13 protein-coding genes are annotated in these 13,572 nt (G+C 37.8%); all 13 read left to right on the top strand.

The genetic code is table 11. The features are described 5' to 3' along the window. Positions 1-77: 77 nt before the first annotated feature. Positions 78-974, top strand: a complete 897-nt coding sequence (galF, locus tag ABR39_RS07845) for a GalU regulator GalF (RefSeq protein WP_047346482.1) — start codon at positions 78-80, stop codon at positions 972-974. 314 nt (positions 975-1,288) lie between these two features. Continuing rightward, positions 1,289-1,684, top strand: coding sequence for an adenylyltransferase/cytidyltransferase family protein (locus ABR39_RS24770; RefSeq protein ID WP_072059226.1), 396 nt, complete (start codon positions 1,289-1,291; stop codon positions 1,682-1,684). After that, positions 1,681-2,841, top strand: a complete 1,161-nt coding sequence (locus ABR39_RS07840) for a CDP-glycerol glycerophosphotransferase family protein (RefSeq protein ID WP_047346481.1) — start codon at positions 1,681-1,683, stop codon at positions 2,839-2,841. The genes ABR39_RS24770 and ABR39_RS07840 overlap by 4 nt, the downstream gene beginning before the upstream one ends. Continuing rightward, positions 2,838-3,935 (top strand): glycosyltransferase family 4 protein, encoded by a 1,098-nt coding sequence (locus ABR39_RS07835; RefSeq protein WP_047346480.1) that lies wholly within the window; start codon positions 2,838-2,840, stop codon positions 3,933-3,935. Before ABR39_RS07840 ends, ABR39_RS07835 begins: the two co-directional genes overlap by 4 nt. Further along, positions 3,925-4,980, top strand: coding sequence for a glycosyltransferase family 4 protein (locus tag ABR39_RS07830; RefSeq protein ID WP_047346479.1), 1,056 nt, complete (start codon positions 3,925-3,927; stop codon positions 4,978-4,980). Before ABR39_RS07835 ends, ABR39_RS07830 begins: the two co-directional genes overlap by 11 nt. Next, positions 4,980-6,380 carry an oligosaccharide flippase family protein gene (locus tag ABR39_RS07825; protein ID WP_047346478.1) on the top strand — a complete coding sequence of 467 codons (1,401 nt, stop codon included), beginning with the start codon at positions 4,980-4,982 and terminating at the stop codon, positions 6,378-6,380. Before ABR39_RS07830 ends, ABR39_RS07825 begins: the two co-directional genes overlap by 1 nt. A gap of 2 nt (positions 6,381-6,382) precedes the next feature. Then, complete coding sequence (locus tag ABR39_RS07820; protein ID WP_047346477.1) at positions 6,383-7,540, top strand: EpsG family protein; 1,158 nt, start codon at positions 6,383-6,385, stop codon at positions 7,538-7,540. After that, positions 7,537-8,646, top strand: a complete 1,110-nt coding sequence (locus ABR39_RS07815) for a hypothetical protein (protein WP_047346476.1) — start codon at positions 7,537-7,539, stop codon at positions 8,644-8,646. The genes ABR39_RS07820 and ABR39_RS07815 overlap by 4 nt, the downstream gene beginning before the upstream one ends. A 23-nt stretch (positions 8,647-8,669) precedes the next feature. Further along, positions 8,670-9,704 carry a UDP-N-acetylglucosamine 4,6-dehydratase/5-epimerase gene (gene fnlA / locus ABR39_RS07810; protein ID WP_047346475.1) on the top strand — a complete coding sequence of 345 codons (1,035 nt, stop codon included), beginning with the start codon at positions 8,670-8,672 and terminating at the stop codon, positions 9,702-9,704. Between the two features lies 1 nt (position 9,705). Further along, positions 9,706-10,809, top strand: a complete 1,104-nt coding sequence (gene wbjC / locus ABR39_RS07805; RefSeq protein WP_047346474.1) for a UDP-2-acetamido-2,6-beta-L-arabino-hexul-4-ose reductase — start codon at positions 9,706-9,708, stop codon at positions 10,807-10,809. Continuing rightward, positions 10,809-11,939, top strand: coding sequence for a non-hydrolyzing UDP-N-acetylglucosamine 2-epimerase (gene wecB / locus ABR39_RS07800; protein ID WP_047346473.1), 1,131 nt, complete (start codon positions 10,809-10,811; stop codon positions 11,937-11,939). The genes wbjC and wecB overlap by 1 nt, the downstream gene beginning before the upstream one ends. Next, positions 11,939-13,150 carry a glycosyltransferase family 4 protein gene (locus ABR39_RS07795; RefSeq protein ID WP_047346472.1) on the top strand — a complete coding sequence of 404 codons (1,212 nt, stop codon included), beginning with the start codon at positions 11,939-11,941 and terminating at the stop codon, positions 13,148-13,150. The genes wecB and ABR39_RS07795 overlap by 1 nt, the downstream gene beginning before the upstream one ends. Further along, positions 13,137-13,535 carry a WbuC family cupin fold metalloprotein gene (locus ABR39_RS07790; protein ID WP_047346471.1) on the top strand — a complete coding sequence of 133 codons (399 nt, stop codon included), beginning with the start codon at positions 13,137-13,139 and terminating at the stop codon, positions 13,533-13,535. Before ABR39_RS07795 ends, ABR39_RS07790 begins: the two co-directional genes overlap by 14 nt. Positions 13,536-13,572: the final 37 nt, after the last annotated feature.

Here is a 13,572-nt window from a genome sequence, read left to right as displayed (position 1 = left end):
ATAATCACGGCAAATCATGCTGGCGAAAACGGGTTTAAGAGCTATAATTCGTCAACCATTTTAAGGTGGAAGATATAATGATTAATTTGAAAGCAGTCATTCCGGTAGCAGGCTTGGGCATGCATATGCTGCCAGCCACAAAAGCCATTCCTAAAGAGATGCTGCCGATCGTCGACAAGCCGATGATTCAATACATTGTCGACGAGATTGTTGCTGCAGGGATCAAAGAAATCGTCCTGGTTACGCACTCGTCCAAGAATGCGGTAGAGAACCACTTCGACACCTCTTACGAACTCGAAGCGCTGCTTGAGCAGCGCGTCAAACGCCAGCTGCTGGCGGAAGTACAGTCAATTTGTCCGCCGGGCGTGACCATCATGAACGTGCGCCAGGCGCAGCCGCTGGGGCTGGGTCACTCTATCCTGTGCGCCCGTCCGGTTGTGGGTGATAACCCGTTCATCGTTGTGCTGCCGGACATCATCATTGATACCGCGTCTGCCGATCCGCTGCGCTACAACCTGGCGGCAATGGTCGCACGTTTCAATGAAACGGGCCGTAGCCAGGTGCTGGCAAAACGCATGAAAGGCGACCTCTCCGAATACTCCGTTATCCAGACGAAAGAGCCGCTGGAGACGGAAGGGCAGGTGAGCCGCATCGTTGAGTTCATCGAAAAACCGGATCAGCCGCAGACGCTGGATTCCGACCTGATGGCGGTTGGCCGCTATGTTCTGAACGCAGATATCTGGGCCGAGCTGGAAAAAACCGCGCCAGGTGCCTGGGACCGTATCCAGTTGACCGACGCAATTGCCGAGCTGGCGAAAAAGCAGTCCGTTGATGCGATGCTGATGACCGGCGATAGCTATGACTGCGGTAAGAAAATGGGGTATATGCAGGCGTTTGTGAACTATGGACTGCGCAACCTGAAGGAAGGGGCGAAGTTCAGAAGTCGGATTGAGAAGTTGCTGGCTAACGACTGATCCGTCTTTGTTTATTTGAAAAAGCGGCAGTTATCATTTGGTGTGTGTAAACATAACCAAAATGGTAACTGCCGTTTTTTGTTATTAATTCTAGTGATAACATGGAGTTATCTGATTCAAATGTGGACTGATTTGTAACGATTTGTGCTTGTTTCTGAGGTCATTTAGGACGACAATTAACAGAGTTGTATTGCAGTTGTCTAGCGGCAGTTTTATCCGCAAGCAGACAACTGAAAATGAGACATTCATGCGTCATTCAGTGCACTGGTAGCTGTTGAGCCAGGGGCGGTAGCTTACTTAATTGCGAGAGAACGATGAAGAGAATTATTACTTTTGGTACATTTGATGTTTTTCATGTTGGTCATGTAAATATCCTTGAGCGTGCAGCCTCATTTGGTGACTGTCTTATTGTAGGTGTAAGTTCAGATAAATTAAATTTCAATAAAAAAGGGCGTTACCCTATATATAACCAGGATGATCGCTGCCGTATAATAAGTTCTCTTAGAGTAGTTACCGACGTATTTATTGAAGAATCCTTAGAGCAAAAAAAAGAGTATATAAGTCAGTACAAAGCTGATGTTTTAGTTATGGGGGATGATTGGACTGGCCGATTTGATTGGGTAAATGACATTTGTGATGTGATATATTTACCAAGAACACCATCAGTATCTACTACAGAAATTATTGAAGTTGTGAAGACCCTCAGATGACAAATTTAAAAAAATCATTCAGAATAACAATCAGTAAAATCATTTCATTGTTAAACTATCTTATCCCAAAGAAAAAAAATAGAATTTTTTTTAAAAGCAAACCTGATTACTCGGGCAATTGTAAGGCGCTAAGCGATTATATTATAGAAAATGATCTTCCATATCATATCGTTTGGTCTATAAAAAAAGAAATTGATCAAAAAAAAATAACCACAGTTGCAATTGGTTCTTTAAGAGAATTATTCTACTACTTTACAAGTAAGTATATTATTACTACGCATAATGAAATGATAGGTCCAATTGCAAAAAATCAAAAGTACATTAGTTTGTGGCATGGAATGCCTTTTAAAAAAATCTGTTACCTTGGAGAGAATGATCATCTAGGAATGATAGATTATTCAGCTATTAGGATTGCCACGTCAGAAATTATGCGTTCTATAATTTCGGCAAGCTTTCGTGAAAAAGCTAATAATGTATATATTACTGGCCAGCCTCGCAATGATTTTTTATTCAAGCCAATCAGCTTGGCAGATGTTGGTGTTAAATCAAGCAAGAACAAAAAAATAGTGATGTTTGCACCTACATTCCGGATGAATAATGAAGATAAGAGATACTCTGATGGTAAGGGAATTATTGATAACAACTTTCTTCGAGTAAATGATTTCTGTATGGAAGATATAGATAATTTTCTCGAGCAAAACAATACTCATTTAATATTAAAATTGCATCCATATGAGGAAGAATATTTTCGAGGGGTCGCAACATTGAGTTCGAATATAACTATCATAAGCTCTGAAGAACTCACTCAAAAAAATATCGATTTGAATCAGTTGCTTTCTGTAGTTGATGTTTTAATAACAGATTATTCATCAATTTATTTAGATTTCTTGATTCTAAATAAGCCTCTAATTTTCTTAGTTCCTGATGTTGAGGCTTATAGCTCTTCACGCGGTGGGTTTACTTTAGAACCTTTTGATTTTTGGACACCTGGCGATAAGGTAAACAGTCAGAATTCATTATTAAGAGCTATCGATAAAATTATCACGGGCGTTGATGAACATACTGAAAGGCGAAAGCAAATAAATCTAATAATAAACAAATATACGGATGCTAATAATAGCCAGAGAGTCATTGAACTGATGAAGAGTTTATCATGAAAATATACATTTTCTTAGGAGATTTAAGTTCGAAAGGTGGTATTGAGCGTGTTTCAGTTGCTTTAGCCAATGGATTGGCTAAATTTTATGATGTAACTGTCATTAGTTTATATCGTGCAACTAGAACCTTATCATTTGTCCCAGATGATAAAGTAAAAGTAATCTATTTGTACGATGACTTTGAAAAAAGTATGTATAATCGGAATCTAGGAGCTATCGCAGGATTAAAGTTTGATTTTTTATATCTTATTAGGAAGTTAAAGCAGCTCAAGAGAAAAAAATTAGACCTGAGTGAAAACGATGTTCTTATTTCATGTGATATAAAAATGTCTTTGCTATTATTCTTGTTAGCAAAGAAAAGTAAAATTATAGCGATTGAACATTTTGAACATGATATAGGTAACTCAGCGTTAAGAATGATTAGGAGAGCACTATATCCTAAATTATCAGCTGTTGTATCGCAAACAAACGAAGATCAAATAAAATATTTGAAATGGTTACCCCGTGACAAACATAAAATCATTCCAAATATTATAAGTTTTGAGACGAATAATACGCCTAATAATAATATAGAACGAAAAATTGTACTTGCTGTGGGGCGATTAACTCATCAAAAGGGTTTTGATTTACTTCTAAATGCTTGGGCTAAAGTAAATGCTCATGACTGGTGCTTAAAGATCATTGGTGACGGAGAAGAGCATGACAATTTAAACGCTCTAATTACCGACTTAAAAATATCTAATGCTGAAATAATACCCTTTCAAAATAATATACATGAATATTATTCTTCTGCAGAAATATTCGTGCTTTCTTCTCGCTTTGAAGGCCTGGGAATGGTGCTTTTAGAAGCTCTTAGCAGCGGCTTGGCATGCATAAGTTTTGATTGCCCGGCTGGTCCTAAAAGCATAATCACAAGTGATAATGGGTTGTTAGTTCCAACCGGTGATACAATTAAATTGTCAAAAGCTATCTCTTTTTTAATAAATAACGAAGAAGAAAGAAAACGGTTAAAAAATAACGCTACGGCGTCTATTGATAAATTTAAAGAATCAAACGTAATTGCAAAATGGCGAGAGTTGTTGAATGAAATTTAATAGAAAACAATACGATGCAGTATTTCTTACTAATGTACCTGCTTTCTATAAAGTAAATTTGTTTAACGAAATTCAAAAAAAGAAAAATATATTTGTAATATTCGTTTCAGATGAGTCGAAAATTAGAAACAAAGATTTCTATTCATTTAATTTTGAATTTGATCACTATTTTCTTAACAGAGGAAGTTTTGAAGATAGGAATAAAATAAAAACACTATTCAACTTACTTAAAAAGTTAAGTACAATTTCATACAAAAAAATTGTATTTTCAGGGTGGGAAGTTAAAGAAGTCACTTTAGCAGCGTTGTTTAATAAGAGGAATAAAAATGCAATAGTGATCGAAAGTAGCATTATTGAAACGAAGAAAAGTGGTTTAACTTGGTTTCTGAAAAAAATAGCGGTCGGGCGTATGTCATTAGCTTATCCTTCAGGTCAATTGCAAAAAGCAATTTTGGAAATGTTCTCTTTTAAAGGGGAAACTGTTATTACCCATGGCGTTGGCCTCTCTAATTTTAAAGAAACCTGTTTACTGAATAAAAAAGAATATAAAATAAATAGACCTCTTCGGTTCATCTACATTGGAAGGATTTCACCGGAAAAAAATATAGATTTTATGGTGAATATTTTCAAAAACCTTCCTTACGAATTGATACTTATCGGAGATGGCCCCTTAAAAAAACAGCTAGATAATAAAAAATACAACAATATCAAATTTTTAGGCTATATTGACAATAAAGAGTTATCAAAAGAAATACTCAAAAGTGATTGTTTTATACTCCCATCTTTATCTGAACCATGGGGATTAGTTGTGGAGGAGGCTTTAACTTTGGGGCTTCCTGTAATAGTTAGTAACCATGTGGGCTGTCACAGTGATTTAGTCAATGAGAGAAATGGTATTATCTTTGATGTAAACGATACACAATCCTTTATTGATGCATTGATGATAATGGAAAACAATTATGAGCGCTATCTCCGTGGTGCAAGCGAATTCAATGCAATAGAAATAGCAAAAGCACAGGTCGATGCTTATGTAGGTAGCATCTGATGAGTAAAAAAAACAAGACATTTAAAGATTTTATAAATTACTTTTTAGGGGATCTTTTTGTCAAAGGATTTATGTTTATCTCGCTACCTCTGCTTTCAAGAATCATGTCGCCGGAAGATTATGGGCGGATGTCCCTTATAAATTCAGCAGTCATGATTTTATATGTTTTTATAAGTTTAAATCTCCAAAATGCTGTAATCAACGCCTATATGAAAAACGAAGTTGATTTTCCAGTATATCTTGGAAGCGTTTTATGGGGACTGACCGTCGCGCAAGTATTGTTAGTCGCTTTATGTATATATTTTGCTGTTCCGCTTGGTGCGTTACTAAGTATTAGCACATATGATGTTTATTGGGTTGTCGCTATCTGTATTCTGCTAAGCTACATATATATATATACAAGCTATCTACAAGGTGCTCGGCTTAGCTCTAGCTTTGTCAAATTGAATATAGTAAGCAAAGTATCAGAAGTTATTGTCATTTTTTTATTCGCTTGGTATTTAACCCAAGATAAATATCTTGCAAAGGTTTATGCTCAGTTAGTGATCAGTTTTGTTTTACTGGCCTATGTCTTGAGGAAATTAAAAAAGATAGCTGTATTAAAATTTAATGTAAGATATTTTATATCTGCTCTAGCATTTAGTTCTCCATTAATTATACATGTTCTTTCAAATGCTTTGCTTTCACAAGTTGACAGATTGTTTATTGCAAAGATGTTAGGGGAGGGGCAAGCTGGTATATATTCTTTCGCATATAATATCGGAATGTGTATATTAGTTGTTGTAATGGCCTGGAACTCTTCATGGCAGCCTAAATTATATAAATTTCTTGATTCGAAGGATAATGAAAAAATAATACGAATTATTGATATAAGCTCCATGTTATTATTAATAATATCATTTTTATCTATTCTTTTTTCAAAACAAATGGTTGAAATTCTTGCGGACCATCGCTATAGGGAAAGTATATCAGTAGTCCCTGTCATATTGATTGGCAACTCTTTAATACATATTTATTTAAGTTATGTTAACTTTACCTTCTATGAGAAAAAAACAATATTTGTTTCAATTGGTACGTTACTTGCTGTAGCAATTAATGTAGCGTTGAATTATCTTCTCATACCAATATACGGTATCCATGGAGCTGCATGGGCTACAGTATTAGCTTATTTCATGCTAGCATTTTTCCATTATCTCATAGCGACAGTCATGTTAAAGGCAAACCCAGTATCATGGTTTTTGTTATTGTGGTATTCGGCTTTATTATTGATTTCTTATTTCTTTGTAATTTATCTTGATTCTTTACCGCTATGGATCTCCTTATCTATAAAGATAGTGATCTGTTTTATTATCCTCATCATTCTTATGAGAACTAAAATCTATAATCAATTAAAGGAATGACAGTGTCCATATATCATTTTTTTATAGCTTTTGTATTCTTGCTTGCATTTTTAGATATTTTTATTATTTCTGATGCCAGGAGTCGTTTTTTCCTTTATATAATACTATTTACGCTGATAGTGATCTTCATCGGTTTAAGATATCAAACTGGGCTTGACTGGTTATTTTATAATGACCTATTTAATGGCGAAAGCTTTTCATTAGCCATTGAACCGGGATATTATTTACTTTCTTTCATATCATCTTTTTTAATGGGGTATTGGGTTTATCAGGCATTAATAACGGTCTTTCTAATAATATGTTTAAAAAGATTCTTCTATGAAAATGCTACAAACTATTTGTTTTGTATAGGCATCTTCTTCTTATACCAGTTTATATTTGTCACGGAAGCACTACGACAAATAATTTCTCTGTCAGTTATTTTAATTGCGTATAAAAAATTTTACGAGAATAAGAATTTTCAATTTTATGTACTTGCTGTTTTAGCTACTTTATTTCATGTGTCTGCGCTAATCGTCTTAATGATTATTCCCTTTTCAAGGCGCGGGAATATATACGTATTAAAAATTCTGACGATAATTGGTCTCGCCTTGGCAGTTTTTAACGTTTATCCTGTTGATAATTTAATAAAGTTGCTTTCAATGCTTCCAACTGGTGGTTATCTCGAAAAAATAAAATGGTATAGTCAGGATGATTTTGCAGGATCGGTACTTACAGTTTCATTAATATTCAAAGTTTTTGTTGTGTTTTTATTCGACAGCAGATCTAAGTTTATAAAATCTAATAGTGATTATCTCGCTAATCCGAGGGCATATAATTTTATTTATACTTCGGTTTATTTGATGATTTTTATGGACGTTTATCTTGGAAGGTTTGGTACTATTAGTACTAGGCTTGATGTGTACTTCATACCATGTTTTTTAGTAGCTCTAAATTATTTGATAAATGAATTCAAACAGGGTGTGAGTCGTTTTCTTTTCTTCTGTATTGTCATGGGTTACTTTACTGTGAATTATTTCGGTATTATGGATGGCTATTATTTTAATAATTTTTACAGTCCTTATCAGAATTATATATCTGAATTTTTAAGTCCAGGCAGTTATAGTGATAGAGGGTGGGACGTGAGATATTATTTCAGCAATAAGGAATTATTGCAGTGAATCTTTTGATTAATGCTAGTAATCTGTATGTTGGTGGGGGAGTCCAGGTAGCGATTTCTGTATTGGAAGAGTTATCTGATTCATCATTTTCGTTTATTGCGGCTGTTTCTCCTGTCGTTTATTCACAATTGAGTGAGGATGCTGCATCATGTTGTATCGTGATTAACTCATCACCATCAAAAATGTTGAATTTCAAAGCTAGGAGGCAGCTCGACGATATAGTTAAAAAAAATGATATCTCAGTGGTATTCACAATCTTTGGCCCTAGCTATTGGTCTCCTAAAAATACCAAACATGCAATTGGTTTTGCACTTCCATGGTTGATTTATGATGTTAAATATACATATAATAAGTTGAACTTTAAAGAGAAATTTAAATTCCGCATCTTGAAGCTATTACAACCCTATTACTTTAAGAAAAATGCCGATTTAATTTTTACTGAAACTGATGACGTAAATGAGCGGGTAACAAAGTTGCTTAGCTTTGATAAAAAGAAAGTCTATACTGTTTCAAATACTCTTAATGGGTTATTTAAAAATTCTGGCAGTTATGATTATAGCATCTTGGACAGGTTGCCTGCTAAAAATTTAGATGATATTTGGTTAGTAACTATTTCGCATAACTATCCTCATAAGAACTTAGAAGTAATTAGAGAGTTAATTACAATATTACCATCTTGTTATAAGTTTATTTTAACTGTTTCAAGTGATTTTTCGCAGTTAGTCCCCAAAGAGCATAGAGAACGAGTCATCACCATAGGTAATGCAACTCTTAGTCAATGTGCTCCATTGTATGAAGTTTGTGATGGATTATTCATGCCAACACTCTTAGAGTGCTTTAGTGCATCTTACTTGGAAGCAATGTACATGAAAAAAATCATCTTTACTTCTGATCTGCCTTTTGCGCACACTGTATGCAAAGATGCAGCATTTTACTTTGCTCCTCATGATGTTGAAAATATTAGGGATACTCTTGTTAATGGCTTTCAAAACAAAGAAGCTCTTATCCATAAATTGAATCTGGGTTCAGAAATTTATCAACGATTTCCCTCTGCGAAATCAAGAGCGTTACAATATATGGATATAATAAAATCAAACTTGTTATAAATAGTGGATTTGAGGTGTTAAATATGTTTAAAGATAAAGTTTTACTTATTACTGGCGGGACAGGATCTTTCGGTAACGCTGTGCTTAATCGTTTCCTTGAAACTGATATTAAAGAAATAAGAATTTTTTCTCGTGATGAAAAAAAACAAGACGACATGCGGAAAAAATACAGTAATCCAAAATTAAAGTTCTATATTGGGGATGTACGGGATTATTCCAGCATTCTAAGCGCTGCACGCGGCGTCGATTTTATTTACCATGCCGCTGCATTAAAACAAGTTCCTTCATGCGAATTCCATCCGATGGAAGCTGTTAAGACTAACGTCCTCGGTACTGAAAATGTTCTCGAAGCTGCGATTGCCAACGAAGTTAAACGTGTCGTTTGCTTAAGCACTGATAAAGCAGTTTATCCTATCAATGCTATGGGTATTTCTAAGGCAATGATGGAAAAAGTGATGGTCGCAAAATCACGTAATGTTAATAGCGACAAAACTGTGATTTGCGGTACTCGTTACGGCAACGTGATGGCTTCCCGCGGTTCTGTCATTCCCTTGTTCGTTGATTTGATCAAAGCGGGTAAAGCGTTGACGATCACTGACCCAAATATGACCCGTTTCATGATGACGCTTGAAGATGCTGTAGATTTGGTCCTATATGCGTTTGAACATGGCAATAATGGCGATATTTTTGTTCAAAAAGCGCCTGCTGCAACGATTGAAACATTAGCTATTGCTCTGAAAGACCTTCTTAATGTTGAGCAACATCCTGTCAATGTTATCGGAACGCGCCATGGTGAGAAGCTTTATGAAGCGCTGCTTAGCCGTGAAGAGATGATTGCCGCCATCGACATGGGGGATTATTACCGTGTTCCACCTGACCTGCGCGATCTTAACTATGGAAAATATGTAGAACAAGGTGATAGCCGTATCTCTATTGTAGAGGATTATAACTCGCATAATACGCAGAGACTGGATGTTGAAGGGATGAAATCACTTCTGCTGAAATTACCGTTTATTCGCGCACTGCGCGCGGGTGAACATTACGATCTGGATGCCTGACATGAAAATCCTGATTACTGGAGCTGATGGCTTTATCGGACGTAACCTGTGCTTACGCCTTCAGGAAGCAGGGTACAGTGACCTTGTTAAGATTGACCGTGGTTCAAGTGCGGCTGAGCTGGAAAATGGCCTGCAAGATGCTGAATTTGTCTATCATCTCGCGGGTATTAATCGACCTAAAAATGTCGAAGAGTTTGCCGAAGGGAATAGCAATCTGACTCAGCAGATTGTCGATTCTCTTTTAGCCAAGCATAAAAGCACACCTATTATGATCAGTTCTTCCATTCAGGCTGAACTGGGTAATGCTTATGGTCAAAGTAAAGCTGCAGCTGAAAAACAAATTGAACGCTATGCAGCTGAAAGCGGGGCAGCATACTTTATTTATCGTTATCCCAATGTTTTTGGTAAATGGTGTAAGCCTAATTACAATTCGTTCGTGGCGACTTTCTGTCATAATATTGCCAACAACATCGATATTACGATCAATGACTCCTCTGCGCCTGTTAATCTTGTTTATATTGATGATGTTTGTACTGATGCGATAAAGCTCTTGTCTGAAAATGTTGAAAGCGGGTACAAAACTATTAAGCCAGTATATTCGACGACAGTAGGTGAGGTGGCGGAATTACTTTATCGCTTCAAAGAAAGCCGTTCCACTCTTGTCACCGAAGCTGTAGGTACAGGGTTCACCCGTGCGCTTTATTCGACGTGGTTGAGTTATCTACCAGCCGATATGTTTGCGTACTCAGTTCCCTCTTACGAGGATGCCCGAGGGGTCTTTTGCGAGATGCTAAAAACCCCTTCAGCGGGACAGTTTTCATTTTTCACAGCGCATCCCGGTATTACACGTGGTGGTCATTATCATCACACCAAAAATGAGAAGTTTCTGGTTATTCGCGGCCAGGCATGCTTCAAGTTTGAACATGTGATTACCGGTGAGCGATATGAGCTGAATGTTTCCTCAGATGATTTCAAAATCGTTGAGACAGTCCCCGGCTGGACGCATGACGTTACAAATATTGGAAATGATGAATTGATAGTCATGCTATGGGCAAACGAAATTTTCAATCGTGATGAGCCTGATACTATTGCGAGACCTCTCTAATGAAAAAATTAAAAATTATGTCTGTAGTTGGTACGCGTCCTGAGATTATCCGTCTGTCACGCGTTCTCGCTAAGCTTGATGAACACTGCGAACATATTCTTGTCCATACTGGTCAAAACTATGATTATGAGCTAAACGAAGTGTTCTTTAATGACCTTGGTGTACGAAAACCCGATTATTTTTTAAATGCTGCCGGGAAAAATGCGGCAGAAACTATCGGTCAGGTTATCATCAAAGTTGATGAGGTACTTGAATCCGAAAAGCCTGAAGCAATGTTGGTGCTGGGTGATACTAACTCCTGTATTTCTGCTATCCCGGCCAAGCGCCGTAAAGTGCCTATCTTCCATATGGAAGCCGGCAACCGTTGTTTCGATCAGCGCGTCCCGGAAGAGACCAATCGACGCATCGTAGACCATACCGCTGATATTAATATGACCTACAGTGATATTGCACGTGAATACCTCTTGGCTGAAGGCCTCCCAGCGGACCGAATTATTAAAACCGGTAGCCCAATGTTTGAGGTACTTACGCATTACATGTCTCAAATCGATAATTCGGATGTACTGTCGCGTCTGAATTTGCGTCCGGGCGAATTTTTCGTCGTCAGCGCGCATCGTGAAGAGAATGTTGATTCTCCAAAACAGCTTGTCAAGCTTGCGACCATTCTCAATACTATTGCTGAAAAATATGATTTGCCGGTTATTGTATCCACTCATCCGCGGACACGTAATCGTATTAACGAGCAAGGAATTGAATTCCACCCAAATATTAACTTGCTGAAACCGTTAGGTTTCCATGATTACAACCATTTGCAGAAAAACTCACGTGCTGTGCTGTCGGATAGCGGTACGATCACTGAAGAATCTTCCATTATGAATTTTCCTGCGTTAAATATTCGGGAAGCACATGAGCGACCAGAGGGCTTTGAAGAAGCCTCTGTCATGATGGTGGGTCTTGAGTGTGGGCGTGTTCTACAGGCACTAGATATTCTGGCAACACAGTCTCGTGGCGAAACCCGTCTTTTACGACAAGTCAGTGACTACAGCATGCCTAATGTGTCGGATAAAGTCGTCAGAATCGTTCACTCTTATACAGATTATGTCAAGCGAGTCGTCTGGAAAGAATACTGATGAAACTTGCTTTAATCATAGATGATTACCTGCCCAATAGTACACGAGTTGGTGCAAAAATGTTTCATGAGTTGGCTCAGGAATTTATTCGCCGTGGGCATGATGTTACGGTCATTACACCTGACACCCATATCCAGGAAGATGTGTCTTTTGACACCTACCAGGGGGTCAAAACATGGCGTTTCAAAAGCGGGCCTCTCAAGGACGTGAGTAAAATTCAACGTGCCATTAATGAAACGCTTCTTTCCTATCGGGCCTGGAACTCCATTAAAGGCCAGATAAAAAAAGAAACTTTTGATGGGGTGATTTATTACTCACCTTCCATATTTTGGGGGCCTTTAGTTAAAAAAATTAAAACCCGCTGCCAGTGTCCGGCCTATCTGATTTTGAGGGATATGTTCCCTCAATGGGTGATTGACGCTGGCATGTTAAAAGCAGGTTCCCCCATTGAACGTTATTTCCGTCTCTTTGAAAAATCGTCTTATCGGCAGGCAAACCGTATTGGTCTCATGTCTGATAAGAATCTTGATGTCTTTCGTGTGACCAATAAGGGTTATCCATGCGAAGTCCTTCGTAACTGGGCATCCCTCGCGCCGACAGTTCTACCTGAGGGTTATGTACCATTGCGTCAACGTCTTGGTCTTGAAGACAAGGTTATTTTCTTCTACGGAGGGAATATTGGGCATGCGCAGGACATGGCAAATCTGATGCGTCTTGTCCGAAACATGGTAGGGCATCCACAAGCCCATTTTCTGTTTATAGGTCAGGGCGATGAAGTTGAACTAATCAATTCTTTAGCTGCCGAGTGGGCACTGCCGAATTTCACATACCTAGCTTCTGTCAATCAAGATGAATTTAAATTTATTCTGTCGGAAATGGATATCGGACTATTTTCGCTCTCTGCCAGACACTCTTCGCACAATTTTCCAGGTAAATTGCTAGGTTATATGGTTCAGTCTTTACCTATATTGGGCAGTGTGAATGCTGGTAACGATTTGCTCGATATCGTTAATAAAAATAAGGCAGGATTAATTCATATCAATGGTGAGGACGACAAACTTTATGAGTCCGCACTGTTAATGCTTCATGATATTGCTGCGCGCCACAAATTAGGTTTGGGTGCGAGTGCATTATTGAAAGAACAGTTCTCCGTTGAGTCTGCGGCTCAAACTATAGAAATGAGATTAGAGGCATTCAATGCGACTAATTGATACTGACCAACTCGAAACCTTATACGAGCAGGCTGGCAGATCTGTTCGTCTGCGTTCACACCTTCTAATGCACAGTTCGCACCAGGATAAGGTGCAAAGATTGCTCATTGCATTGGTTATGGGGAGCTATGTTGAACCTCATTATCATGAACTTTCTCATCAATGGGAAATGTTTATTGTTATGCAGGGGCAACTTCAGATCTGCCTTTATAATAGGGATGGTGAAGTTATTAAGAAATTTGTTGCTGGTGAGAATACCGAAATTAGTGTTGTTGAGTTTGCTCCTGGCGACATACACAGTGTCGAGTGTCTCTCTCCAAGGGCTCTTATGATGGAAGTAAAAGAGGGACCATTTGACCCCTCCTTTGCCAAGGCATTCATTTAGAGCCCCTCTGAATCGCATCTTCCGCTATCTACTCGGG

Origin of the sequence: Enterobacter genomosp. O (assembly GCF_001022965.1) — a bacterium.
In the GTDB taxonomy this organism is placed as follows: Bacteria; Pseudomonadota; Gammaproteobacteria; order Enterobacterales; family Enterobacteriaceae; genus Enterobacter; species Enterobacter cloacae_L.
This window is presented reverse-complemented; position numbering and strand designations above follow the sequence as displayed.

Coding starts and splice junctions, on each gene's coding strand:
- ABR39_RS24770 (WP_072059226.1), top strand. CDS start 1,289: ATGAAGAGAATTATTACTTTTGGTACATTTGATGTTTTTCATGTTGGT.
- ABR39_RS07840 (WP_047346481.1), top strand. CDS start 1,681: ATGACAAATTTAAAAAAATCATTCAGAATAACAATCAGTAAAATCATT.
- ABR39_RS07835 (WP_047346480.1), top strand. CDS start 2,838: ATGAAAATATACATTTTCTTAGGAGATTTAAGTTCGAAAGGTGGTATT.
- galF (WP_047346482.1), top strand. CDS start 78: ATGATTAATTTGAAAGCAGTCATTCCGGTAGCAGGCTTGGGCATGCAT.
- ABR39_RS07830 (WP_047346479.1), top strand. CDS start 3,925: ATGAAATTTAATAGAAAACAATACGATGCAGTATTTCTTACTAATGTA.
- wbjC (WP_047346474.1), top strand. CDS start 9,706: ATGAAAATCCTGATTACTGGAGCTGATGGCTTTATCGGACGTAACCTG.
- ABR39_RS07795 (WP_047346472.1), top strand. CDS start 11,939: ATGAAACTTGCTTTAATCATAGATGATTACCTGCCCAATAGTACACGA.
- ABR39_RS07825 (WP_047346478.1), top strand. CDS start 4,980: ATGAGTAAAAAAAACAAGACATTTAAAGATTTTATAAATTACTTTTTA.
- ABR39_RS07790 (WP_047346471.1), top strand. CDS start 13,137: ATGCGACTAATTGATACTGACCAACTCGAAACCTTATACGAGCAGGCT.
- wecB (WP_047346473.1), top strand. CDS start 10,809: ATGAAAAAATTAAAAATTATGTCTGTAGTTGGTACGCGTCCTGAGATT.
- fnlA (WP_047346475.1), top strand. CDS start 8,670: ATGTTTAAAGATAAAGTTTTACTTATTACTGGCGGGACAGGATCTTTC.